Genomic DNA, 22,762 nt, shown 5'->3' on the forward strand with positions numbered 1-22,762 from the left:
TGCTCGCTAAGGCACCCCCGCCCCATCGGGCGATCGCCCTATTTCGGTGCGGCGGGGCGCGGCCGCGGTCCGACCGGCTTAAGCCGGTGCGGGGTGGGAGCCGTCCGCGGAGCCGGGAGGATGCGGGCATCCGGCCGGTCTCCCCGGCTCAGGCGGTCCGGGCGGGCAGGCGGCGGTAGCCGTCGCGGTGCAGCTGCACCAGTGACGCGCCGATCGCCGACGCGGCCAGCGCGCCGAGCGCCAGTACCAATACGGTCGCGAACATCGCGCACCTCCTCTCTCAGGTCAGGCTTCAGGACGGCGCGCCGGTCGTCGCCAGCGCGACCACCGATTCCGGGACGGGCACACCCGCAGGGGTGAGCACCGAAGCGACGGGCTCGCCCCAGGTGCGGGCGAGCGGCACGACGCCGGCCCAGCTGGAGTGGTCTTCGCCGTCGTCGGGCGACTCCGACGGACCGCCGGCGCGCGCTTTCATGACGACGTCGTCGAGCGCGAGCCGGAGCACCCGCGTGGCGGCGAGCTCCTTGCGCGTGCTCGCGCGCACCTCCCGGGCACGGCCGGGCAGCAGGCGCTCGGTGAGCAGGTCGAGGGCGGATGCCTCGTCCTCGACGGCCTCGAGCACGCCGTAGACGATCGCGCTGCGGTAGTTCATCGAGTGGTCGTAGAGCGAGCGGGCGACGACCAGGCCGTCGAGGCTGGTCACGGCGAAGGCGACGGGGGTGCGCTCCGCGGCGGCCCGGAGGGCGAACCCGCCTCCGGTGGAGCCGTGCAGCAGCAGGTGGTCGCCGGCGCGGGCGTAGGCCATGGGCACCACGATGGGTCCGCCGTAGTGGGTGGCGGCGAGGTGGCCGACGAGCTCGGCGTCGAGCAGCGCATGCAGCGCGGCCTGGTCGGTCACCTGGCGTTCGGGCATCCGTCGGATGCGGCGGTCGGGGGCGGGGGCGGAGAGGTCGGTGCTGGTCACGGCTCCAGTCTCTGGCGCATACTGGACCGGTCGGCAGTCCAGTCGACGACGGAACAACCAGACCAGTGAGGTGCCGATGGATGGCCCGCTGCTCGTCGTCGACCGCGACCGGACCACGCCGATCGGCGTGCAGCTCGTCGAGGGGCTGCGGCGGGGCATCCTCTCGGGCGCGCTCCGCGCCGGCGATCCGATGCCGTCGACGCGCGCACTCGCGGCCGAGCTGGGCGTCGCGCGGAGCTCGGTCGTGCAGGCGTACGACCGCCTCGCCGGCGAGGGCTACCTCGAGTCGCGGCAGGGTGCGCCCACGCGCGTGGCCGCGCTGGAGCGCCCGGCCGGCAGTGGATTCGCGCCGTCCGCCGACCGCGCGGACGAAGGGGCACCGGTGCCGGATGCGTCGGCACCGGCCCTCGCCCTCATCGACCTCTCCCCGGGCATCCCGTCGACGGCGCGCATCGACGAGCGCGCGTGGCGGGCGGCGTGGCGCCGCGCGGCCGCCGTGCCCGTGTCGTCGTGGTCGCCGCCGGCGTTCGGCCTGCCTGAGCTCCGCGCCGCGATCGCCGACCACCTGCGGCTCGCCCGCGGCGTGCGGTGCTCGGCCGACGACGTCGTCGTGACCGCGGGTACCGCGGATGCGCTCGCGCTGCTCGCGGTCGCCCTGCGCGCCGTCCGCGGCGAGCGCCCGCGGGTCGTCGTCGAGGATCCGGGGTACCCGTCGGCGCGCCGCACGCTCGCTCGACGGGGCGTGCACCTCCGGCCCGTCGCCGTCGGGCCGGACGGCCTCGACCTCGCGGCGCTCGACCGCGTCCGCGGTCCCGTGGACGCGGTCATGGTGACCCCGAGCCACCAGTACCCGCTCGGAGGCCGGCTGCCCGTGGCCGACCGGCTCGCCCTGCTCGACTGGGCCGGTCGGCGGGACGCGCTGGTCATCGAGGACGACTACGACAGCGAGTTCCGGCACACGGGGGCGCCGCTGCCGGCGCTCGCCTCGCTCGACGAGGAGGGGCGTGTAGTGCTCGTCGGCAGCTTCTCCAAAGTGCTGACGCCGTGGGTGCGGTTCGGCTACCTCGTGCTGCCGCCCGAGACCAGCGACCCGGCGCTTCGCGACGCCGTGACGGCGATCCGCGCCGACGAGCACGGGCCGGTGGCCGGGCCGGTGCAGCACGCCATGGCCGACCTCCTCGCGTCCGGCGCCCTCCGCCGCCATATTGCGGCCACCCGGCGCGAGTACGGACACCGGCGCCGGCTGGTGCTCGACGCCCTGGGGGGCCTCGAATCGCCGGCGCGGGGCATCCGGCTCACCGCGCTCGACGGCGGACTGCACGCGGTACTCGAGCTGCCCGACGAGGCCGCCACGGACGCCGTCGTCGAGCGGCTCGCGCGGGAGGGGGTGGTCGTCGCACCGCTGTCCCTCTACTCGGCCGCCGCGGATGTCCCGCCGGCGGCCGGCTGCGAGCGCTCCGGCTCGGCCGGGAACGCGCACGCCGGCCTCGTCATCGGCTACGCCGGCGTCGGTGACACGGCGCTCGCGGACGCGCTCGCCCGCATCCGGCGGGCGGTGCAGCAGCAGTGCGGCGACCGGTGAACGCCCTGGCGCACCGCTCCCTCCACAGGCCCCGCCGCGCATGGACGTGCGGGGGGCCCGCTGCATAGGCTGACCCGGACGGCAGGGCGACGGGAGGCCACGTGGAACGAGCGGGATCGCGACGAGGCATCCGCACGACGGCGATCGGCACGCTGGCACTCTCGGCCGCGCTCGCCCTCGCCTCGTGCGCCCCGGCGGCCGAAGAACCCGCGGCGACCGTCGTCGTCACCGTGACGGCCACGCCGACCCCCACGCCGACCCCGACGCCCACGCCGACTCCCCCGCCCGCCGCCGAACCCGCTCCCGCCCCGGCCCCGGTGCCGAACGCCCCCGCCCCCGTGTACGAGCCGGGCCCGGCGTACGACAACGGGCCCATCCCCGGCGCGATGGCCACGCCCCAGACCGACGCGTCGGGCATGCCGATCCTCTACGTCGTCGTGGAGGGCGACAGCTTCTTCGACATCGCGCAGCGGTTCGACCTGCCGCAGCAGCAACTCCTGCGGATGAACCCGCAGATCCACGACTTCGGCGAGACGGTGTACATCGGCGACCGCATCAACCTCGACTGGACCAAGACGGGCGTCGACTGATGGAGGTCGTCCTCGAGCCGTGGAACCCGTGGCCGCTGGTGTTCCCGCTGCTCGTGCTCGTCGCCGGCGCCGTCCTCGCGATCGCCGGGCGCGAGACCCGCTGGATGCGCGATGTCGGCTACGTCCTCGTCGTCCTCGGGCCGCTCTCGGCGTTCGGCCTGCTCGGCTTCCTCTCCGGCACCTGGGACCAGGGCCAGCGCCGCGACGCGCTCGTCGAGCTCGGCTACGAGCAGCCCACGTTCTCGGGCGGCGAGGGCATCGTGGGCGGCTCCCCCGGCGCGATCGACTTCCGAGCCGAGCGCGACGGCGAGATCGTCGAGGGCCAGCTCGTGCCGCTCGGCGGCGACCGGTGGCGCGTCGACGAGGGCGCGGCGCCGACGGGCGGCGACCGATGATGACCGAGGTCGTCACCATCGAGCCGTGGAACCCGTGGCCGCTCGTCTTCCCCGTGGCGGTGCTCGCCTTCGGCGTGTTCGCCTCGATCGTCGGCGCCAGGCGGCGCTCGAAGCCGCTCCGGGAGGCCGGCTACACGGGCGTGCTCCTCGGCGGGCTGGCGCTCGTCGCGATGCAGTTCGCCCTGGCCGGCATGTGGGACTCCGGCGCCCGCGTCGACGCACTGCGGGAGGCCGGGTACGACCAGGCGACCTTCGGCGGGCACCTCGCCCTCGTCGGCGACGGGCTGCCGCCGATCGCGTTCCAGGCCGACCGCGACGGCGAGCGCGTGCGCGGCACGCTGCACCACCTCGGCGGTGATCGCTGGGAGATCCACGAGGTGGGCGGGCCGGACTGACCCGCGCTCCCTCGGGTCTCAGTCGAAGAGCGCCTGGCCCACGAACTCGCCCTCGCTCGCTCCGGGCGGGACGGCGAAGATCGCCGAACCCACGTGCTTCAGGTACTCGTTCAGCCCATCGGCGGCGAGGCTCGTCTGCACATCGATGAACTGCTGCGGCGACCGCTGGAAGGAGAGGAAGAACAGCCCCGCGTCGAGCCGGCCGAGCTCGTCGTTGCCGTCGACGAAGTTGTACCCGCGGCGCAGCATGCGTGCGCCGCCGTTGACGGAGTGGTGCGCGAGCCGCACGTGCGCCGTCGGCGCGATCAGCGGCGCGCCGGTCGCGCCCTCGACCGCGAAGTCGGGTTCGCTGAACTCCGTGCCGCCCGAGAGCGGCGCGCCCTCGCCCTTGGAGCGGCCCACGAGCGCCTCCTGCTCGCCGAGCTGCACCCGGTCCCAGTTCTCGATCACCATGCGGATCTTGCGGGCGACGAGGTACGTGCCGCCGGCCAGCCAGGCGGGCCCGTCGGATGCCGCGACCCAGACGTGCTCGTCGAGCAGGTCGCCGTCCTCGGCCTTCAGGTTCGCGGTGCCGTCTTTGAAGCCGAAGAGGTTGCGCGGCGTCTGCTGCGCGCGCGACGTCGAGGAGGTGCGGCCGAAGCCCAGCTGCGACCAGCGCAGGCTCGCCCGGCCGAAGGCGATGCGGCTGAGGTTGCGGATGGCGTGCACGGCGACCTGGGGGTCGCCGGCGCAGGCCTGCACGGCGAGGTCGCCTCCGGTCCACTCGGGCTTCAGCGCGTCGCCCTGGAAGCGCGGCAGCGCCGCGAGGTCTGCCGGCCGCTGGGCGGCGAGCCCGAACCGGTCGCCGCCGTCCTCGCCCTCCCCGCCCTGGAAGAGGCCGGGGCCGAAGCCGAACGTGATCGTCAGCCCGCTCGCCGGCAGGCCGAGCGCCTCACCGGTGTCGGCCGGCGGCGCGTAGTCGGAGCCGCCGACCGCCCCGCCCTCTTCGACCTCGAGCCCCTGGGTGAGCCGGGCCGCCGCCGCGGTCCAGTCCTGCAGGAGGCGGATGAGCCCGTCGCGGTCGAGCGTGCTCGACACGTCGAACGCCGCGAAGTGCAGGCGGTCCTGCGCGGGCGTCACGATGCCGGCCTGGTGGCCGCCGTAGAAGGCGAACGGGGATGCCCCGGCCCCGCCGGTCGCCGTGGCGGCGCCCGTGACCGCCGAGGCGACGGCGGATCCGACGGCGGCGCCGCCGACGGCGCCGACCGCGACACCCGCGGCGCCCGCACCCGCGAGGCCCAGCAGCTGCCGGCGGCTCACGCCGCGCGAGGCATCCGTCTCGGTCATCAGACCCCGAGCACCGTGCTCGTCAGCTGCGACAGCGGTTCGGCGAGCGCGTTGACCTGGTCGCTCAGCGCCTTCATGTCCGCGTCGGTGAGGGTGGCGTAGTCGGCGAACCCGGCGTCGAGCGAACCGTGCACCGCGAGGGCCTCCTCGAGCGCGGCGAACTGCCCCTCGATCTCCTCGGCGAGCGCGGCACCCTCGTCGCCCTTCGATTCCGCGAGCGCACGCACGGCGCCGAACGCGACGCCGGCCCCCTGCACGTTGGCGGCGAAGTCCGACAGGTCGGTGCCCGACCACCAGTCCTCCTCGCCGGTGATCTTGCCCGAGGCCACCTCGTCGAGCAGCGCGATCGCGCCGTTCGAGATGTCGGCGAGCGAGACCGCGAAGTCGTCGGCCGTCACCAGGTCGTGGAGCTCGGTGACATCGGCGACGAGGCCGTCGGCGAAGCCCTGACGCTGCTCGGGGGTGGAGGGGCTCCAGCCCTGGAGCGCGTCCTGCCCGTCGGAGTTCAGGTCGCCCGGCTGCGGCGCCCAGAGATCCTTCTCGATCCGGTGGAACCCGGTCCAGTCGAGCCCGTCGGCGACCGCGTCGACCTCGCGGAAGTCGATCTTCGGATCGAGGTCGCCGAAGGCCTCCGCGGTGGGCTCGATGCGCTCGTAGGGCACGCGGGCCGCGGCGAAGAGCGACCGGGCGGTCGCGTCGTCGCCGGCCGCGTACGCGTCGGCGAGCTGCTGCACGAGCGGCAGCAGCTCGGCGACCTGGGAGCGCACGTACGCGAGGTACTCGGCCACCGCCTGGTCGGCCAGCTGCTGCTCGTCGGAGGAGACCGCGGCCTGCTCGCCGGTGACGGTGAACTTCGCGAGACCGATCGGCGCCCCGACCTGCTGGAACTTGCACGCGGTGTAGTACGTGCCCGGCTGGAGCTGGGCGGTGAACTCGACCTGCTGCCCGGGGGTGACGTTCTCCTTCTCGCCGACGATGCGGAGCTTGTCGTCGGCGAGGATCTCGAACTCGTTCACATCGGTGCCGGTGTTCTCCAGCGCGAACGTGACCGCGCCGGCGCCGGCCGTCGAGACGCCGACCGTGCAGGCGTCGTCGGAGAGGTCGACGGGGATCGCCTCGGCGAGCTCGCTCTTGGCCACGCAGCCGGTGAGGACGAGCGCGGTGAGTGCGGTCACGGCGACGGAGGCCGCGAGGGCGCGACGGGTCATGAGGGCTCCTGTGAGGTGAGGTGAGGCGAGTGGCTGAGGTGGTGAGCTGAGGCTGCTGAGGCGTGGCGGTCGGGCGGTCAGTGCGCGGGCACCGCGGCGGGCGGGGCGTCCGCGACTGCGGCCGGTCGCGGCCGGTGCCGTCGGCGGAGCATCCGGAGGTAGAGCCAGCCGGTGACCGCCACGTACAGGGTCCAGCCGGCCACCTGCGCCCACGTCGGCTCGGGGGTGAAGTTGAAGATGCCGCCGAGCAGGGTGTCGAGGAAACCGCCCGGCTGGACGACGCCGGCGAGGCTGTACGCCGCCGCGCCCCAGCCCGGCACGACGGCGGCCTCCTGCAGGTCGCCGATGCCGTACGCGAGGACGCCCGCGGCGACGAGGATGAGGAAGAGTCCCGTCCACGTGAAGAACGCCGAGAGGTTCACCTTCACGAGGCCCTTCGAGATGCCCCAGGAGATCGCGACGGCCGTGACGATGCCGAGCACCGCGCCGGTCGTGCCGAGCACCGGGTCGTTGCCTCCGGCGACGTTGGCCCACACGAAGAGCGCCGTCTCGATGCCCTCGCGGCCCACGGAGAGCGCCCCGAGCACGACGAGCGCGATCCACGACCGGTCGATGGCCTGATCGACCTGCCCGCGGAGCTCCTTCGACAGCCCCGCGCCGTGGGTGCCCATCCAGAAGATCATCCAGGTGACCATGGCGACCGCGACGAGGGAGAGGGCGCCGCCGAGGATCTCCTGCGCCTGGAACGTCAGCGCGTACGGGCCCCAGGTGAGCAGGGCGCCGAAGCCCAAGGAGACGGCGATGGCGAGCCCGATGCCGAGCCAGAGCCGGCCGAGCAGGTCGCGTCGGCCGAGCTTGCCGAGGTAGGCGACGAGGATGCCGACGACGAGGCCGGCCTCGAGGCCCTCGCGGAGGCCGATGAGGTAGTTCGCGAGCACGGAGGTCTCCCGGAAGCGGATGGGTGAAGTGAGCTAAGGCTAACCTCACTTCGCCGAATCGTCGAACCCGGGTCGCGTTCGGCGACCGCGAACGGCTCCGACGGTGGGCGTACCGTGGAACCGTGCTGACTCCGCCAGAGACCCCGAAGCGTCCGACGACGAGGGAGCACCACGGCGACGTGGTGGTCGACGACTACGAGTGGCTGCGCGACAAGGACGACCCCGAGGTCATCGCGCACCTGCACGCCGAGAACGCGTACACCAACGCCCGCACCGAGCACCTCGCCGTGCTCACCGAGCAGATCTTCGAGGAGATCACCGAACGCACCAAGGAGACCGACCTCTCCGTGCCGACCCGCGAGGGCGACTGGTGGTATTTCACCCGGACCGTCGAGGGCAGCCAGTACGGCATCCACTGCCGCGTCCCCGCCGCAGGGCCGGACGACTGGGAACCGCCGGTGCTGCCCGAGACCACCGGCGACGAGCTGACGGATGCCTCCTACGCGCCGCTGCCCGGCGAACAGGTGCTGCTCGACGAGAACGCCGAGGCCGAGGGCCACGACTACTTCTCGCTCGGCAGCTTCGACATCACCCCCGACGGCTCCACGCTGCTCTACGCCGTCGACGTCGAGGGAGACGAACGCTACACGCTGCGCCTCCGCGCGCTCGACGGTTCGAGCCGCACCTACGACGACACCATCGAGGGCACGGCCGCGGGCGCCGTCTTCGACCCGACGGGCCGGTACGTCTTCTACGCCACCGTCGACGAGGCCTGGCGCCCCGACACCATCTGGCGACACGAGGTCGGCACCGAGGCATCCGCCGATGTGCGGGTGTTCACCGAACCCGACGAACGGTTCTGGCTCGGCGTCGGCGTGACGCGGAGCCGCCGGTTCCTCGTCATCGAGGCCGGCTCGAACGTCACGAGCGAGACCTGGCTGCTGGATGCCTCGGACCCGACCGGCGAGTTCCGCGTCGTCTGGCCCCGGAAGGACGGCGTCGAGTACGACGTCGAGCACGTCGTCGCCGGCGGGAAGGACCGCCTGCTCATCGTCCACAACGACGGCGCGGTGAACTTCGAGCTGGTCTCCGTCGCGGCATCCGACCCTCAGGGGCCGCGGCGGATGCTGCTGCCCCACAGCGAGGCGGTGCGCCTCGAGGCCGTCGACGCGTTCCGCGACTTCGTGGCGCTGGAGTACCGCCGCGACGGGCTGCCGCGGGTGGCGATCGCCAAGCTGCCGCCCGCGGGTCTGCCGGCCGACGCGACGCCTGACGACACGCTGCACGAGCTCGTCTTCGACGAGCCGCTGATCTCGGTCGCCGTCGGCAGCAATCCCGACTGGGAGCAGCCGACATTGCGCATCGAGACGGCGAGCTTCGTCACGCCGCCCACGGTCACCGACCTCGTGGTCGCGACCGGTGAGCGCCGGCTGCGGAAGCAGCAGCCCGTGCTCGGCGGGTACGACCCTTCGCGATACACGCAGCGGCGGGAGTGGGCGACGGCCTCCGACGGCACGCGCATCCCGATCTCGCTCGTGTACCGCACCGACCTCGTCGAGCTCGGCACGCCCGCCCCGACGCTTCTCTACGGCTACGGCTCCTACGAGTTCTCGGTGGACCCGGCGTTCGCGATCCCGAGGCTGTCGCTGCTCGACCGCGGCATGATCTACGCGGTCGCGCACGTCCGAGGCGGCGGCGAGATGGGCCGGCTCTGGTACGAGCACGGGAAACGACTGAAGAAGCGGGCGACCTTCACGGACTTCGTCGCGGTCGCCGAGCATCTCGTCGACAACGACATCACGGCACCCGACCGGCTCGTGGCGCACGGCGGTTCCGCGGGCGGGCTCCTCGTCGGTGCGGTGGCGAACCTCGCTCCGAGGCTCTTCTCCGGGATCCTCGCGCGCGTGCCGTTCGTCGACCCGCTCACCTCGATCCTCGATCCGTCGCTGCCGCTCACCGTGATCGAGTGGGACGAGTGGGGCAACCCGCTCGACGACCCAGAGGTCTACGCGTACATGAAGTCGTACTCCCCGTACGAGAACGTGCACGAGAACCACTACCCGCCGATCCTCGCCATCACCTCCCTGAACGACACCCGGGTGCTGTACGTCGAGCCGGCGAAGTGGGTCGCGAAGCTGCGCGATGCGGGCGCCGACCCGCTGCTCAAGACCGAGATGGCGGCCGGGCACGGCGGCTCCTCCGGCCGGTACTCGGCATGGCGGGAGCGCGCGTTCGCGTACGCGTGGGTGATCGACCGGGCGAGGGCGCACCCGTCGGGCGAGTGAGCGGCTCGGGCGAGTGAGCGAATCCGGCACGTGAGCCGCTCGGGCGCGGGCCGGACCGCCCCGCGTTCGCCGGCAGCGAGCATGTCTGTCGGATGTCGGCGCGCGCTGGCAGACTCGCGCCATGTCCATCCTCTCGTCGCTCACCGAACGCGTCCCCGATCGGGCCTTCGGCCCCGGCTCCCCTGAGTACGACGCCGGCCGCACCGTGTTCGCCGGAGTCGGCGAGCCCGAGGCCGTCGTCCGCCCCACCACCGCCGACGAGGTCGCCATGGCGGTGCGCACGGCGGTCGACCACGGCCGTCCGATCGCCGTCCGCAGCGGCGGGCACGGCAGCCTGCCGGTGACCGGCGGCGTCGTGATCGACCTCTCCGCGCTCGACGCGATCTCGGTCGGAGCCGACGGGCTGGTCTCGGTCGGCGGCGGTGCCCGCTGGGGCGACGTCGCGGCCGCGCTGGCGCCGCACGGGCTCGCCCTCACGTCGGGCGACACGCGCGAGGTGGGCGTCGGCGGCATCGGCGTGGGCGGGGGCATCGGCTGGCTCGTGCGCACGCACGGACTCACGATCGACCTGGTGCGCGAGGTCGAGGTCGTCACGGCGGCCGGCGCCGTCGTCACGGCGAACGCCGGCACCCACCCCGAGCTCTTCTGGGCGCTTCGCGGCGGCGGGGGCAACTTCGGCATCGTGACGAGGTTCACCTTCCAGGCGGCCCGGGTGGGCGACTTCGTCGGCGGACACGTGCGGTTCGACGCATCCGACGTCGGTGCGATCCTCCGCGCCTGGCGCGACGTGACGGTGGCCTCGCCCGACGAGCTCAATTCGACGCTCATGGTGATACCGCCGTTCGGGCCCGAGATGCCCGGCGGGCCGCAGCTGGCGGTGGCGCTGCAGGGCACCGAGGAGGAGCTCCGGCGCCTCCTCGACCCGCTGCTGTCGCTGCCGTCGGTCACCGAGGTCTCGCTCGCGCCCGTCGCGTTCGGCGACCTGCTCGAGTCCGCCCCGCCCGGGCGTCCGCCGTTCCGCTTCGTCGGCAGCAACGGGTTCGTGCCCGAGCTGTCCGACGAGTTCCTTGCCTCGTGCGAGCAGGCCCTCGCGGTCGGCGCGCCCACGATGCTCATGCTCCGCGCGCTCGGCGGCGCGTTCGCCCGCGTCGCGCCGGATGCCACGCCGATCGCGTTCCGCGACGCTCAGGCCTTCTTCATGGTGAACGCGCTGCTGCCGGCGGACGCGAGCGACGACGATCTCGCCGCGCTGCGCCTCCAGCTCGATGCGCCGTTCGATCACACGTCGGGCAAGTACGCCAACTTCACCCAGGAGTACGGCGACGACGTGCTCGCGACGATCTATGCGCCCTCCGCGCTCGAACGGCTCCGGCGGGTCAAGGCGGAGTTCGACCCCGGCGACGTGTTCCGCGGGGCGCACCACATCGCCCCGGCCTGACGGGTGGGCGCAATCCGGGCCTGCAGCGGATCCGATGCAGGCGCCACTACTTTGTAAGGACATTCTGTGTAAACTGTGACGCACGGTCCGTCAACGAGGGAGTGACACGGCGCGCATGAGCACACGAGAACCGGGCTCCTTCGAGGTCCTCACCATCGGCCGCGTCGGCATCGATCTCTATCCAGTGGAGACCGGCCGCACTCTCGATGAGGTCGAGACCTTCACCAAATCGCTCGGGGGAAGTCCCGCGAACGTCGCCATCGCCGCGGCACGCCACGGCCGGCGCAGTGCGCTCGTCAGCAAGACCGGGGCCGACGCATTCGGCCGGTTCGTGCACCGCGAGCTCGAGCGCCTCGGCGTCGACGCCTCCGCCGTGGGAACGACGCCCGAGCTGCAGACGCCGCTGACGTTCTGCGAGATCTTCCCGCCCGACGACTTCCCCCTCACCTTCTACCGACGGCCGAAGGCGCCCGACCTGGAGATCGGGGCCGGCGACGTGCCGCTCGACCAGGTCCGTGCCGCCGGCGTCTACTGGTCCACGGTGACGGGCCTCAGCGAGGAACCGAGCCGATCCGCGCACCACGCCGCATGGGCGGCACGGGGCCGCGCTCCGCTCACGGTGCTCGACCTCGACTACCGGCCGATGTTCTGGCCCTCGGCCGAGGAGGCGAGCCGCGAGGTGCGCCGGGCCCTCACGCAGGTGACGGTCGCGGTCGGCAACCTCGACGAGTGCGAAGTGGCGGTCGGCGAACGGGACCCCCGACGAGCGGCCGAGGCGCTGCTCGAGGCCGGGCTCGAGCTCGCCGTCGTGAAGCAGGGTCCACGAGGCGTCCTCGCGATGACGCGCGACGAGGTGGTCGAGTCTCCGCCGATCCCCGTCGACGTGGTGAACGGGCTCGGCGCTGGCGACGGGTTCGGCGGCGCCCTCTGCCACGGACTGCTCGCGGGCTGGCCGCTCGAACGCACCATCCGGTTCGCGAACGCGGCCGGGGCCATCGTCGCCACCCGCCGGGAATGCTCCACCGCGATGCCGTCGACCGAGGAGGTCGAGGGGCTCCTCGCAGAGCGGGCCGGCACGCCGACCGGAGGAGGCGCCGATGCCATCGCGTGAGGAGTGGTTCATCGATCCGGTGCGGTTCGACGAGATGCGACGCATCCGCGCCACCGACCCCGCGGCGGTCGCCGCCGCGCACGCGTCGCGCCGGAAGCGACCGCTGCTCGGCGACACGGGCCGGCTGTTCATCCTCGCCGCCGACCACCCCGCGCGGGGCGCGCTCGGCGTCGGCGAGGAACCGCTCGCCATGGCCGACCGGTACCGCCTGCTCGACCGGCTCGCCCTCGCCCTCAGCCGGCCGGGCGTCGACGGCGTGCTCGGCACGCCCGACATCATCGACGACCTGACCCTGCTCGGCGTGCTCGACGACAAGGTCGTCGTCGGGTCCATGAACCGCGGAGGCCTCCGCGGGTCCGTCTTCGAGATGGACGACCGCTTCACCGGCTACGACATCCCCGGCATCGTGCGCGACCGCCTCGATTTCGCGAAGTGCCTGCTGCGCATCAACCTGAAGGACCCGGCGACCAGCGCCACGCTCGAGGCGGTCGCCGCAGCCGTGAGCGCCGCGGCCGCCGCCGGCGTCCCGATCATGCTCGAGCCGTTCATGAGCGCCTGGGCCGACGGCGCGATCGTCAACGAGCTCACCGCAGACGCCGTGATCACCTCGGTCGCGATCGCAGCGGGGCTCGGCACCAGCTCGGCGTACACCTGGATGAAGCTGCCCGTCGTGCCCGAGATGGACCGCGTCATGGCCGCGACGACGCTGCCGACGCTGCTCCTCGGCGGCGAGCGGGGCGACGATCAGGAAGAGACCTACGCCGGGTGGGAGCGGGCGCTCGAGCTGCCCGGGGTCCGCGGGCTGGTCGTGGGCCGCACCCTCGTGTATCCGCCCGACGACGACGTCGTCCGCGCCGTCGACACGGCCGCCGCGCTCGTCCACGATCGATGAGGGAGGACGACACGATGAACGACATCCCATCGGAGCCGCTGCACGACGAGGCATCCTCTGACGATCGCCGGACCTGGGTGCATCCAGCCGGGGCTCTCGCCCGTGACGGGTGGCAGGTCGTGGTCGACTCGTCCATCGCCGGCTGGCGGCACACGGCGCTCCGCGTGGGCGAGCCGGGCGACACCGGTCTCGGGCTCCCGGCCGCAGATCTGGAGCGCCTGATCGTGCCGCTGCACGGCTCTTTCACCGTCGGGGTCGATGCGCCGGACGACGACGCCCCCGCCACGGAGCGGTTCGAGCTCGCCGGGCGACCCTCGGTGTTCTCAGGGCCGACCGACACCCTCTTCCTCCCGCCGGGCGCGGCCGCCCGGATCACGGGCCGCGGGCGCGTCGCCGTCGCGGAGGCCCCCTCGACGACCCGCCGCCCCGTCCGGCACCTTCCCGTCGAGGCGGCCCCCGTCGAGCTCCGCGGTCGCGGACGCGCCAGCCGGCAGGTGCACGACCTCGGCACGCCCGCGGTGCTCGACGCCGACCGGCTCATCGTCTGCGAGGTGCTCACGCCGGCCGGCAACTGGTCGTCGTACCCGCCGCACAAGCACGACGAGCACCGGCCGGGCGTCGAGTCGCGGCTCGAGGAGATCTACTACTTCGAGGTCGAGCCGGAGACGGGCGGCGACGGCCGCACCGGAACGGACCCGTTCGCCCTCTTCAGCGCCTCCTCGTCACCGCAGGTGCACATCGAGATCGACGAGCGGGTGCGCACCGGCGACGTGGTGCTGCTCCCGGGCGGCTACCACGGTCCCGCGGCGGCCGCGCCGGGATACGACCTCTACTACCTCAATGTGATGGCGGGGCCCGGCGACCGGGTCTGGCAGATCACCGACGAGCCCGGCCACGCCTGGGTCCGGCAGACCTGGGACGACGAGGAGCTCGACCCCCGCCTGCCGTTCGGAGCCGCCGACCGACGGTCGGCCGACGATGCGAAGGAGCACACCCCATGACGCGCATGACCGTCGCCCAGGCCCTCGTCGAGTTCCTGGCTCACCAGTGGACGGTCGACGGCGACGTCCGCGAGCGCACGATCCCCGGCGTGATCGGCATCTTCGGCCACGGCAACGTCGCCGGCCTCGGCGAAGCCCTGCTCGCCTCCAATCGGCGCGACCCCGACGAGCTGCCGTACCTGCAGGCGCGCACCGAGCAGGCGATGGTGCACCAGGCGGTCGGGTACGCGCGGATGCGCCGGCGCCGGGCGACCTTCGCGTGCGCGGCATCCGTCGGACCCGGCTCGTCGAACATGCTCACCGGTGCGGCGCTCGCGACCGCGAACCGGCTGCCGGCCCTGCTGCTGCCGAGCGACACGTTCGCGACGCGCGTGGCCGACCCGGTGCTGCAGCAGCTCGAGCTGCCGCACGACCCGAGCGTGCAGGTGACCGACGCCTTCCGCCCGCTGTCGCGCTTCTTCGACCGGGTCGAACGGCCCGAACAGCTGTTCTCGATCGCACTCGGCGCGATGCGCGTGCTCACCGACCCCGCCGACACAGGCGCCGTGACCATCGCGCTCCCGGAGGATGTGCAGGCCGAGTCGATCGACGTGCCCGACGAGTTCCTCGCCGACCGGGAGTGGCACGTCCGCCGTCCGCTGCCGGAGCCGGGGCCGCTCGCCCGCGCGGTCGCCGCGATCCGGGGAGCCCGTCGGCCGCTCATCGTCGCGGGCGGCGGGGTGCTGTACTCGGGCGCGGAGGACGCACTCCGAACGCTCGCCGAGGCGACGGGCATCCCCGTCTCGACGACGCAGGCCGGCGGCGGGTCGATCCTGTGGGACCACCCCGCCGCCGTCGGCGGAGTCGGGGCGACCGGATCCACCGCCGCGAACCGGCTCGCGGCCGACGCCGACGTGATCATCGGCATCGGCACGAGGTACAGCGACTTCACCACGGCGAGCCGCACCGCGTTCCGGCATCCCGGCGTCGCGTTCGTGAACGTGAACGTCGCGCCGATCGACGCGTACAAGCACGGCACGAACCTCCCCCTCGTCGCCGACGCGCGCACCGCCGTCGAGGCGCTCACCCGCGACCTCGCCGGGTATCGCGTGGAGGCCGCGTACGCCGAGCGCATCGCCGCGGAGAAGCGCGAGTGGGATGCCACGGTGGACGCCGCGTTCGCCCCGTCGCACCGCGACCGCCCGGCCCAATCGGAGATCATCGGCGCGGTGCACGCGGCGAGCGACCCGCGCGACGTCGTGGTGCAGGCCGCCGGCTCCCTGCCGGGCGACCTGCAGCGTCTCTGGCGCGTCCGCGACGCGCTCGGCTACCACGTCGAGTACGCCTTCTCGTGCATGGGGTACGAGATCGCCGGCGGCCTCGGCGTGCGCCGCGCGGCGCCAGACCGGGATGTCATCGTGATGGTCGGCGACGGGTCGTACCTCATGCTGCACACCGAGCTCGTCACCGCGGTCGCCGAGGGCCTGAAGCTCGTCGTCGTGCTCGTCCAGAACCAGGGCTTCGCCTCGATCGGCAACCTGTCGGAGTCGGTCGGCGCGCAGCGCTTCGGCACGAGGTATCGCCGCTACGACCCCGCCGCGCGCGACTTCCAGCGGGGCGACGTCCTGCCTGTGGATCTCGCCGCGAACGCCCGCAGCTACGGCGTCGACGTGATCGAGATCGCACCCGGTCCCGACGCGATCGACGACCTCCGTCGTGCGGTCGAGGCGGCGAAGGCGTCGGACCGCACGACCCTCATCCACGTCGAGAGCGACCCCCTGCTGCCGGGGCCCGATGGCGAGGGCTGGTGGGATGTCCCCATGGCCGAGGTCTCCGACCTCGACACCGTCCGCACGGCGCGCGCCGTCTACGAGGAGGAGCGCCGCGCGCAGCGGCCGCTGCTCGGCTGAGCGCGCCGAGTCTCGAGCTCAGGGGTTCCGCCCAGGTCAGGACCGGTTTATGGTCGTGAGCGTGGGCGGCCGGCCCGCCGGCGCGCTCGCTTCGATGGGGAGGAGAGCACCATGGACGACCGCAATGCCGCGGAGGAGTCGGAGACCCAGCCGGACCCCGATCTCAGATCGCTGGACCGGCTGGTCGGCACCTGGACGGTGTCGGGTGAAGCCGAGGGGACCGTCGTGTACGAGTGGACCGAGGGCGGGTTCTTCCTGCTCCAGCACGTCGAGCTCGGGGGCACCAAGGGCCTGGAAGTGATCGGCCACCTGCGGGGGTACGGCGAATCGCCGAGCGCCGACATCAGGTCGCGGTACTACGGCTTCTCCGAGGGCGAGACGCTCGACTACACGTACGAGATCGTGGGCGACACGCTCACCATCTGGATGGGCGAACGCGGCTCGCCGGCGTATTACGAGGGCACCTTCAGCGAAGACGACTCGACGTTGACGGGCGCCTGGCACTACCCGGGCGGCGGTGGGTACTCGACCGTGTCGACGCGCCTCGGATAGCGCGTGCGCCACGCCGGGCCCCCGGGCCGCCGCTCAGCGGCGGAGTGCGGTGGCGTACCGGCAGCCGATCGCGATGAGCGCCGTCAGCACCGGGATGACCCACAGCGCGGCGCTCAGCGATGAGACGGCGGAAAGCATGCCGATGAGCGGCGGGCCGGCGAAGATGCCGATCCAGCCGATCCCGGAGACCACGGTCACCGCGAACCCCGGGTGGGTGCCCGGGATGCGTCCGGCCGCGCTGAACACCGTCGGAACGACGGTGCCGAGCCCGAGACCGAGTACGAAGAGCGCGGCGATCGCGGCGGGCACGGTGCCGACGAGCAGTGCGCCGGCGAACGCGACGGCCCCGACCCCGGCGAGGAGCGGCAGCAGGACGTGGATGGGGAACCGGGCGACGAGCCGGTTGCCGAACAGTCGGACGAGGACCATCGCGAGGGTGAAGCTCGTGTAGCCGAGGCCGGCGGCGGCACCGCCGCCGAGCGAATCGCGAAGGTAGACCGACGACCAATCGGCCACCGCACCCTCGATGAGCAGCGTCGCGAAGGCGATGCCGCCCAGCACGAGCATCATCGGCGACACCCGGCGCCGCGTCGGCGAGGACCGGGCGCCGTCTGAGGCGGGCTCGGCATCGGCCAGCATGCGCGTGCTCAGCCAGAGCCCGATCACGAGCGCGGGGGTGCCGATGAGGACGAGCTGGAGGGTCAGCGGTGTGCCGAGCGCGACGCCGGCCGCTCCGGTCGCCGCACCGACGAACGCGCCGATGCTCCAGCTCGCCTGCATGCCGTTCATGATCGGGCGGTCGCGGACCTTCTCCACCGCGACCGCCTGGGTCGTCATCGCGATGTCGAGCAGGCCCTGGAAGAGACCCCACACGAGCAGCGCGGCGAACAGCGCCCACAGCGTTCCGGCGAGGCCGACGAACGGTCCCGCCGCGCAGCAGCCCACGAGCGCGAGCTGCACCAGCCGGCGACTGCCGAGACGCGGGATCACGGCCGAGCTCACCCCGACCGCGAGCAGGGATCCCGCCGGGATGCCCAGCAGGCCGAGCCCGAGGGCACCGTCGTCCAGTCCGATGTGCGCCTTCACGAGCGGGATGTGCGCAGTCCAGGACGCGAAGAGCAGACCGTGCGAGAAGAACACGGCGACCACGCCCGTCTGTGCGCGCCGCCCCGCACGGTCTGCCGAGATCGGCGGACGGTGGGTGCCAGCCACGACCGCAGGCTACCCCACGGCGCACCCGGCGGTCAGCGGTCGACGAGCGTCACCTCGAACGAGTAGCGGTCGGGGCGGTAGCAGTGCTGGCCGAACTCCACGGCGACGCCCGAGTTGTCGAACACCGTCCGCGACATGGTGAGGATCGGCGCCCCGCGGGACAGGTCGAGCAGCTCGGCCTCCTGCGAGGTCGCCGCGCGCGCGCCGATGCGCTGCTTGGCGACCCGCATGGTCACGCCCCTCGCTCGCAGCAGCTGGTACAGCCCGTGCTTCTCGAGCGACTCGCGGTCGAGGTCGGCGAACGGCGCGGGGAGCAGGTTGTCGAGGATCGCGAGCGGCGCGCCGTCGGCGATCCGCAGCCGCCGGACGTGCAGCACCTCGCTGCCCGGGGCGACGCCGAGCGCCTCGGCGGCGACCTCGTCGGCCGCGACGGTGCCCACGGCCAGCACCTGCGTCTCGGGCTGCTGGCCCGACCGCTCGAGGTCCTCGTAGAGGCTCGTGAGCTCGACGTTCCGGGTGACCTTGCCGTGCACGACCTGCGTGCCGATGCCGCGCCGGCGCACGAGCAGTCCCTGGTCGACCAGGTCTTGGATGGCCCGCCGGATCGTGGGCCGCGACAGGCCGAGCCGGGCCGCGAGGGCCACCTCGTTCTCGAGTCGCGACCCGGCGGGCAGCGTCTCGTCGCGGATCGCCTGCTCGAGCCGGCTCGCGATCTGGTAGTAGAGCGGCACGGGACCCGACCGGTCGAGGTCGAGGAACAGCTCGACGGGTAGCCGGTGCTCCGGTAGCTGCGCCATGCTCACTCCAATTCGTGCGGATGTTCTGACAGTAGAGGCTCCGGGTGCACCGGCCGTCACCCGTGATCGGGGGTGTCCGCCGTGTCGAGCCGACGCCGGAAGGTCTCGATCCTCGCGGCCCCGATCACGTACTCGGCGAGGTCGACGTCGGTCTCCAGCACCGCGCCCGCCAGGTCGGTGCGGTCCCATCGCCCGGCGGCGGAGGCGGCCAGCCGCTGCGGATCGGCGCGGTAGTTCACGAACCGCGCCTCGACCGCCGGGGCGCCGGAGGCATCCGTCACGGTGCGGTACGACTCCAGCACCACGTCGCCGGCGACCTCGAGCACCGGCTCCGCAGGGAGCTCGCCGATCGCGCCGCTCGCGCCGCCGGCGCCGGCGACGCCGCCGACGACCGCCGGCCCGCCGCGCGTGCCGCGGACCACCTCGGGCTCGGAGCGCACCAGTTCGGCCCAGCGCCCCACCTCGGCCTCGGGCCAGCCGGCAGCCGACGGGAGCACGGCGAACGTGGTGTGCACGGGCGTGCCGAGGTACCGGGCGCCGGGCACGGAGAACTCCGCCCCGGCGGGTTCATCGCGGAGCGGGTGCACGTTGACGCTCATCATGCCGACGGCGCGCACGAGCGTGAGCGCGATCGCGTCGCCGCCTGACTCGGGATCGGCGACGACCTCGTACTCCGAGTGCTTGGTGACGATGAGGTTCGCGCGGCCCGCGTGCACGAACCGTGCGACCGGATACGTCGGCAACGGGAACTCGCCCCAGCCGCCCTCGCCGGAGCGCCCGCGCGCGGTCACGGCGTACTGCCCGGCCGCCTCCGAGCCCGCGAGTTCGGCGACCCCGGCCGGCACGAGCACCCGGAGCCGGTGGTCGGCCGCCGGGTTCACGAAGTCGACGCCGACGCGGAGCAGCGGCTCGCCCTCGCGGAGCTCGAGCACGGTGTCGACGACGAGCGGCACCCGCTCCGGCGAGCGCCGATCGGGATCCGCCGGGTCGAGCGTCGCCGGCACGTCGTAGCGCCGGCGTACGAGCAGTCGCCCGCGGATGGGTCCGGCCTCGAGCACGCGCACCTCGACCGACACGGGGTCGGTGATCTCCTGCCCGGGTGCCACCGGGCCGAAGTTGTAGGAGTCGCCCCGGTCGCCCTCGTCGACGAGGCGCAGCACATCGGTGAGCACGGTCCCGTCGGCCGCCTCGATGCGCACGCCGCCGCGGTCGTCGACCTCGACGCGGATGCGGGAGTTCGCCAGCGAGCGCTCGCCGACCCGCACGGGGTCGTCCGACGCCGTGGCGGTCGCGGGGTCGAGCGCGACGACGCCGAGCCCGCCGACCGGCACGCCGACGACCGCGGTCCGCCTGGGCAGGGCGATGACCTGCACCCGCCACTGGCGCACGCCCGAGGCATCCGAGGCGATGCGCCGTTCGAGCTCCGCCGTGAAGGCGGCCAGATCGAAATCGCCCACCGGTGCCTCCGCGACGTCGAACTGCAGCCCGTCGTCGCTGAACGACCACGCGTTGATCAGCTGCCCGAACAGCTCGCGCCCGTGGATCCGCGCGAGCAGCTTCGGCAGCTCGGCGGTGGTCATGGTCTCGTCGCCGAGCACCTCGGGCAGCGCGTCGAGCAGCTGCACGCCGCTGCCGAGCTCGAGCCGCTCGGGGTCGTGCAGCCGGATCTCGACGTGAGCACGGCGGGCGAATCCGGTGGGGTTCGCGACGACGTGGCGGTCGGGCGTGACGGATGCGGCGAGCCGTTCCATCGTGCGGAGCGTCACGCCCCGCGCGACGTGGGCGGCGGTCGCGAGCCGGTTCTCGACCTCGGCGGCCGTGGCATCCACCCCGCAGCCCGTGACGGAATCGTGGGCGGTGCTCTCCACGAGCCGGTACCACGCGGTGTCGAAGAAGGCGCGGTGGTCGTCGGCTCCGAAGGCGGCGTCGAGCCGCTCGGCGGTGCTGAGCCGCCGCTCGGCCTCGGCCATCGCGCGCTTGAGGTTCGTCCGGATCGAGAACACGCCGGGCAGCAGGTTTCCCCGGGCGTGGGAGCGCAGTTCGCCCGCGACCGTCGGCAGCCCGGCGAGGGCGTCGTCATCGCCCGCCGACCAGGCCGGGGCGACCCGCTCGACATAGCCCTCGATGGTTTCGACCGCCAGGCGTACGGCGCCGAGGCGCTCGTTCGCCGCGTCGACGACCTGCATGAGGTCGGCGGGCGGGGCGCTGTGGTCGGTGCCGAGCATGCCGAGCACGGGATCCGCGCCGTACCAGCCGGCGATCGAGCGCCCGTACTCGGCGACCAGCGCATCCAGTTGCCCCGGCAGGGCGAACAGGTCGAGCGCGTTGCCGTAGCCGTCGAGGAGGTACTCCGTCCGCACGGCGGAGCCGTCGGGCGCGACCCACGCGAACCCGTGCCGGTCGATGCGCGCCGGCACCCCGCGCCAGAGCGCCGCGTGCCGGAGGCCGAACCCACGCAGGAACTGCGGCATCTGCGCCGCATGGCCGAACATGTCGGGCAGGTACCCGACGCGCATCTCCGGCCCGATACGGCGGCTCGCGGCGATGCCGAGCTCGAGGTTGCGCACGATCGTCTCGCCGTCGCAGAGGAACTCGTCGAGCAGGATCAGGAACGGCCCGATCGCAAGCTGCCCGCGCGCGACGGCCGCGGCGACGCGGTCGCGCTGCTCGGGCCGGATCTCGAGGTAGTCGTCGACGGCGGCCGCCTGGCCGTCGAGGGTGAACCGGTAGCCGGGGTTCGCCTCGAGCGTGTCGAGCAGGCGGTCGAGCATGTGCACGAGGCGCAGACGGAACACGTCGTGCGGCTCGTACCATTCGCGATCCCAGTGGGTGTGCGGGACGACGACGAGTTCGTCGGGGGCATCCATCGGTGGTCTCCGGTTCGGTGCGGTGGGCTGGGCAGGGTGGGCGCGGTCGCTCGCCGGCCGTCAGGCGCTGAGCGCCATGATGCGCCGGTCGGCGAGGACGAGGTGGAACGGGCCGTCGGCCGGGTCGGCCGCGAACGACGCCCGGGCGGAGGTGACCGTGCGACGGCGGCCGGCGCCGTCGACGAGCACGAGCCCCTCGGCGTCGACGGCCACGAGCTCGCCGCCCACACGGAGGAGGGCGGGTGTGCCCATGAGGTCGGGCAGCAGCACGCCATCGGCGAAGGTGCTGCCGCCGGTCACCGCGGTGCGGCCGCGGCGGACCCCGTCGAGGATCGCCTCGGCGCTGTCGTCCTCGGCCGCGACCCAGGTCGTCGGGGTGCCGGGACGCTGCGGCTCCTCGAGCAGGTGCGTGTCGCTTCCGCCGAGGATCGTCGCCCCGGCCGGCCAGGTGCGGAACCACGCGAACGGCGCCGTCGAGATGAGCTCGTGGAACCAGGTCGAGTGCCAGAGCTCGACCCCGGCCGGGCGTCGCTCGAGGCGGTGCAGCCACGAGCAGTCGCCCGAGATCGGATGGTTGATGCTGAGGATGCCTCCCCGCCGCTCGACCTCGTCGACCCAGGTCTGCGCGGGTCGGCGGAAGTCGATCCACCCGATGTCGCCGAAGGCGTTCGCGTGCCCGAGGTGGGTGGTGACCTCCTGGCCGGGCAGCAGCGTGATGCCGTGCCTGGCTCCCTCGGCGGGCAGGTGGGCGTGGTGGCTGACCGTGTTGTGGTCGGTCACCGCCATGAAGTCGAGACCGGATGCGACGCCGAGTGCCGCGAGGCCGCCGATCGGCAGCCGGCCGTCGGAGTGCAGCGTGTGGCCGTGGAAGTCGCCCGCGTACCAGGTGAGCCCAGGGTCGGCCGGCAGGCCGCGGTCGCTGCCGCGGAGCCGCCGTTCGACGGGCGGCGCCGCGGGCATCGGCGGCACGGGGCGGGTCGCGGGGACCTGGATCTCCACATCGACGTCCACGCCCTGCGCCGGCACGCGGTGCAGGCCGAGCACGACCTTCCACTCCCCCGCTTCGGGTCGCCCCGGGAGATACCCGGGCGTCGCGGCATCCGCGGCGATCACGTACTCGGTGCGCGCGCCGCCCGACCAGCCGCGCCACCCGGCGGCGCCCTCGCAGCCGAGGTCGATGCCCGCCTCGGTCGGGTCGAACCGGATCGCCACCTCGAGCGAGTCGGTGCCCGCCGGCACGTCGAACGGCACCTCGACGTAGCGGTGCTCGTTCTGCGTGTCGAGCGTGACGTGGATCCGGCGGCGGATGACGCCCACGCC

19 protein-coding genes are annotated in these 22,762 nt (G+C 73.4%); 11 read left to right on the forward strand and 8 right to left on the reverse strand.

All coding sequences use genetic code 11. The annotated features are described in order from the left end of the window. Nucleotides 1-292: 292 nt before the first annotated feature. The gene (locus tag ABIQ69_RS16590; protein WP_350348228.1) at nucleotides 293-964 is read right to left on the reverse strand and encodes a pyridoxamine 5'-phosphate oxidase family protein; all 672 of its coding nucleotides are present in this window, start codon (nucleotides 962-964) and stop codon (nucleotides 293-295) included. Nucleotides 965-1,040: 76 nt separating this feature from the next. On the opposite strand from ABIQ69_RS16590, the gene ABIQ69_RS16595 reads away from it, so the two are divergent. From ABIQ69_RS16595 to ABIQ69_RS16610, 4 genes are all read left to right on the forward strand, one after another. Continuing rightward, nucleotides 1,041-2,546 (forward strand): PLP-dependent aminotransferase family protein, encoded by a 1,506-nt coding sequence (locus ABIQ69_RS16595; protein WP_350348229.1) that lies wholly within the window; start codon nucleotides 1,041-1,043, stop codon nucleotides 2,544-2,546. Nucleotides 2,547-2,647: 101 nt separating this feature from the next. Next, the gene (locus tag ABIQ69_RS16600) at nucleotides 2,648-3,136 is read left to right on the forward strand and encodes a LysM domain-containing protein (protein ID WP_350348230.1); all 489 of its coding nucleotides are present in this window, start codon (nucleotides 2,648-2,650) and stop codon (nucleotides 3,134-3,136) included. Continuing rightward, the gene (locus tag ABIQ69_RS16605; protein WP_350348231.1) at nucleotides 3,136-3,531 is read left to right on the forward strand and encodes a hypothetical protein; all 396 of its coding nucleotides are present in this window, start codon (nucleotides 3,136-3,138) and stop codon (nucleotides 3,529-3,531) included. Before ABIQ69_RS16600 ends, ABIQ69_RS16605 begins: the two co-directional genes overlap by 1 nt. After that, nucleotides 3,531-3,926, forward strand: coding sequence for a hypothetical protein (locus ABIQ69_RS16610; RefSeq protein WP_350348232.1), 396 nt, complete (start codon nucleotides 3,531-3,533; stop codon nucleotides 3,924-3,926). The genes ABIQ69_RS16605 and ABIQ69_RS16610 overlap by 1 nt, the downstream gene beginning before the upstream one ends. Nucleotides 3,927-3,944: 18 nt before the next feature. Here ABIQ69_RS16610 and efeB read toward each other — a convergent pair whose 3' ends face one another. The 3 genes from efeB to efeU form a co-directional block, all read right to left on the reverse strand. Continuing rightward, on the reverse strand, nucleotides 3,945-5,252 hold the full coding sequence (gene efeB / locus ABIQ69_RS16615; RefSeq protein ID WP_350348233.1) for an iron uptake transporter deferrochelatase/peroxidase subunit: 1,308 nt from the start codon (nucleotides 5,250-5,252) through the stop codon (nucleotides 3,945-3,947). Continuing rightward, a complete protein-coding gene (gene efeO, locus ABIQ69_RS16620; protein WP_350348234.1) occupies nucleotides 5,252-6,460 on the reverse strand; it encodes an iron uptake system protein EfeO in 1,209 nt (402 codons plus the stop codon). Before efeO ends, efeB begins: the two co-directional genes overlap by 1 nt. A gap of 77 nt (nucleotides 6,461-6,537) precedes the next feature. Next, entirely contained in the window at nucleotides 6,538-7,398 is an 861-nt protein-coding gene (gene efeU / locus ABIQ69_RS16625) for an iron uptake transporter permease EfeU (RefSeq protein WP_350348235.1), read from the reverse strand. Between the two features lie 122 nt (nucleotides 7,399-7,520). On the opposite strand from efeU, the gene ABIQ69_RS16630 reads away from it, so the two are divergent. The 7 genes from ABIQ69_RS16630 (at nucleotide 7,521) to ABIQ69_RS16660 (ending at nucleotide 16,566) form a co-directional block, all read left to right on the forward strand. Continuing rightward, nucleotides 7,521-9,683, forward strand: coding sequence for a S9 family peptidase (locus ABIQ69_RS16630; RefSeq protein WP_350348236.1), 2,163 nt, complete (start codon nucleotides 7,521-7,523; stop codon nucleotides 9,681-9,683). 121 nt (nucleotides 9,684-9,804) lie between these two features. Next, entirely contained in the window at nucleotides 9,805-11,121 is a 1,317-nt protein-coding gene (locus ABIQ69_RS16635; protein WP_350348237.1) for an FAD-binding oxidoreductase, read from the forward strand. 115 nt (nucleotides 11,122-11,236) lie between these two features. Then, a complete protein-coding gene (iolC, locus tag ABIQ69_RS16640) occupies nucleotides 11,237-12,232 on the forward strand; it encodes a 5-dehydro-2-deoxygluconokinase (protein WP_350348238.1) in 996 nt (331 codons plus the stop codon). Further along, the gene (locus tag ABIQ69_RS16645) at nucleotides 12,219-13,124 is read left to right on the forward strand and encodes a deoxyribose-phosphate aldolase (protein WP_350348239.1); all 906 of its coding nucleotides are present in this window, start codon (nucleotides 12,219-12,221) and stop codon (nucleotides 13,122-13,124) included. The genes iolC and ABIQ69_RS16645 overlap by 14 nt, the downstream gene beginning before the upstream one ends. Nucleotides 13,125-13,138: 14 nt before the next feature. Next, nucleotides 13,139-14,125, forward strand: a complete 987-nt coding sequence (gene iolB / locus ABIQ69_RS16650) for a 5-deoxy-glucuronate isomerase (protein ID WP_350348240.1) — start codon at nucleotides 13,139-13,141, stop codon at nucleotides 14,123-14,125. Beyond that, nucleotides 14,122-16,014, forward strand: a complete 1,893-nt coding sequence (iolD, locus tag ABIQ69_RS16655; protein WP_350348241.1) for a 3D-(3,5/4)-trihydroxycyclohexane-1,2-dione acylhydrolase (decyclizing) — start codon at nucleotides 14,122-14,124, stop codon at nucleotides 16,012-16,014. The genes iolB and iolD overlap by 4 nt, the downstream gene beginning before the upstream one ends. Nucleotides 16,015-16,125: 111 nt before the next feature. Beyond that, a complete protein-coding gene (locus tag ABIQ69_RS16660) occupies nucleotides 16,126-16,566 on the forward strand; it encodes a hypothetical protein (RefSeq protein WP_350348242.1) in 441 nt (146 codons plus the stop codon). A gap of 33 nt (nucleotides 16,567-16,599) precedes the next feature. On the opposite strand, the gene ABIQ69_RS16665 is transcribed toward ABIQ69_RS16660, so the two are convergent. The 4 genes from ABIQ69_RS16665 to ABIQ69_RS16680 are packed head-to-tail and all read right to left on the reverse strand — an operon-like array spanning nucleotide 16,600 to nucleotide 22,759. Beyond that, on the reverse strand, nucleotides 16,600-17,778 hold the full coding sequence (locus tag ABIQ69_RS16665; protein WP_350348243.1) for an MFS transporter: 1,179 nt from the start codon (nucleotides 17,776-17,778) through the stop codon (nucleotides 16,600-16,602). Between the two features lie 32 nt (nucleotides 17,779-17,810). After that, entirely contained in the window at nucleotides 17,811-18,575 is a 765-nt protein-coding gene (locus ABIQ69_RS16670) for a GntR family transcriptional regulator (protein WP_350348244.1), read from the reverse strand. A 56-nt stretch (nucleotides 18,576-18,631) separates the two neighbouring features. Then, entirely contained in the window at nucleotides 18,632-21,442 is a 2,811-nt protein-coding gene (locus tag ABIQ69_RS16675) for a hypothetical protein (RefSeq protein ID WP_350348245.1), read from the reverse strand. 60 nt (nucleotides 21,443-21,502) lie between these two features. Further along, nucleotides 21,503-22,759 carry a CehA/McbA family metallohydrolase gene (locus ABIQ69_RS16680; RefSeq protein ID WP_350348246.1) on the reverse strand — a complete coding sequence of 419 codons (1,257 nt, stop codon included), beginning with the start codon at nucleotides 22,757-22,759 and terminating at the stop codon, nucleotides 21,503-21,505. Nucleotides 22,760-22,762 lie beyond the last annotated feature (3 nt).

This window comes from Agromyces sp. G08B096 (genome assembly GCF_040267705.1).
Taxonomy (GTDB): domain Bacteria; phylum Actinomycetota; class Actinomycetes; order Actinomycetales; family Microbacteriaceae; genus Agromyces.

What these genes read in the sequence shown, in the direction of transcription:
- ABIQ69_RS16595 (WP_350348229.1), top strand. Translation starts at nt 1,041, where the DNA reads ATGGATGGCCCGCTGCTCGTCGTCGACCGCGACCGGACCACGCCGATC.
- ABIQ69_RS16610 (WP_350348232.1), top strand. Translation starts at nt 3,531, where the DNA reads ATGACCGAGGTCGTCACCATCGAGCCGTGGAACCCGTGGCCGCTCGTC.
- efeB (WP_350348233.1), bottom strand. Translation starts at nt 5,252, where the DNA reads ATGACCGAGACGGATGCCTCGCGCGGCGTGAGCCGCCGGCAGCTGCTG.
- ABIQ69_RS16645 (WP_350348239.1), top strand. Translation starts at nt 12,219, where the DNA reads ATGCCATCGCGTGAGGAGTGGTTCATCGATCCGGTGCGGTTCGACGAG.
- ABIQ69_RS16670 (WP_350348244.1), bottom strand. Translation starts at nt 18,575, where the DNA reads ATGGCGCAGCTACCGGAGCACCGGCTACCCGTCGAGCTGTTCCTCGAC.
- ABIQ69_RS16675 (WP_350348245.1), bottom strand. Translation starts at nt 21,442, where the DNA reads ATGGATGCCCCCGACGAACTCGTCGTCGTCCCGCACACCCACTGGGAT.
- efeO (WP_350348234.1), bottom strand. Translation starts at nt 6,460, where the DNA reads ATGACCCGTCGCGCCCTCGCGGCCTCCGTCGCCGTGACCGCACTCACC.
- iolB (WP_350348240.1), top strand. Translation starts at nt 13,139, where the DNA reads ATGAACGACATCCCATCGGAGCCGCTGCACGACGAGGCATCCTCTGAC.
- ABIQ69_RS16605 (WP_350348231.1), top strand. Translation starts at nt 3,136, where the DNA reads ATGGAGGTCGTCCTCGAGCCGTGGAACCCGTGGCCGCTGGTGTTCCCG.
- ABIQ69_RS16635 (WP_350348237.1), top strand. Translation starts at nt 9,805, where the DNA reads ATGTCCATCCTCTCGTCGCTCACCGAACGCGTCCCCGATCGGGCCTTC.
- iolD (WP_350348241.1), top strand. Translation starts at nt 14,122, where the DNA reads ATGACGCGCATGACCGTCGCCCAGGCCCTCGTCGAGTTCCTGGCTCAC.
- iolC (WP_350348238.1), top strand. Translation starts at nt 11,237, where the DNA reads ATGAGCACACGAGAACCGGGCTCCTTCGAGGTCCTCACCATCGGCCGC.
- ABIQ69_RS16660 (WP_350348242.1), top strand. Translation starts at nt 16,126, where the DNA reads ATGGACGACCGCAATGCCGCGGAGGAGTCGGAGACCCAGCCGGACCCC.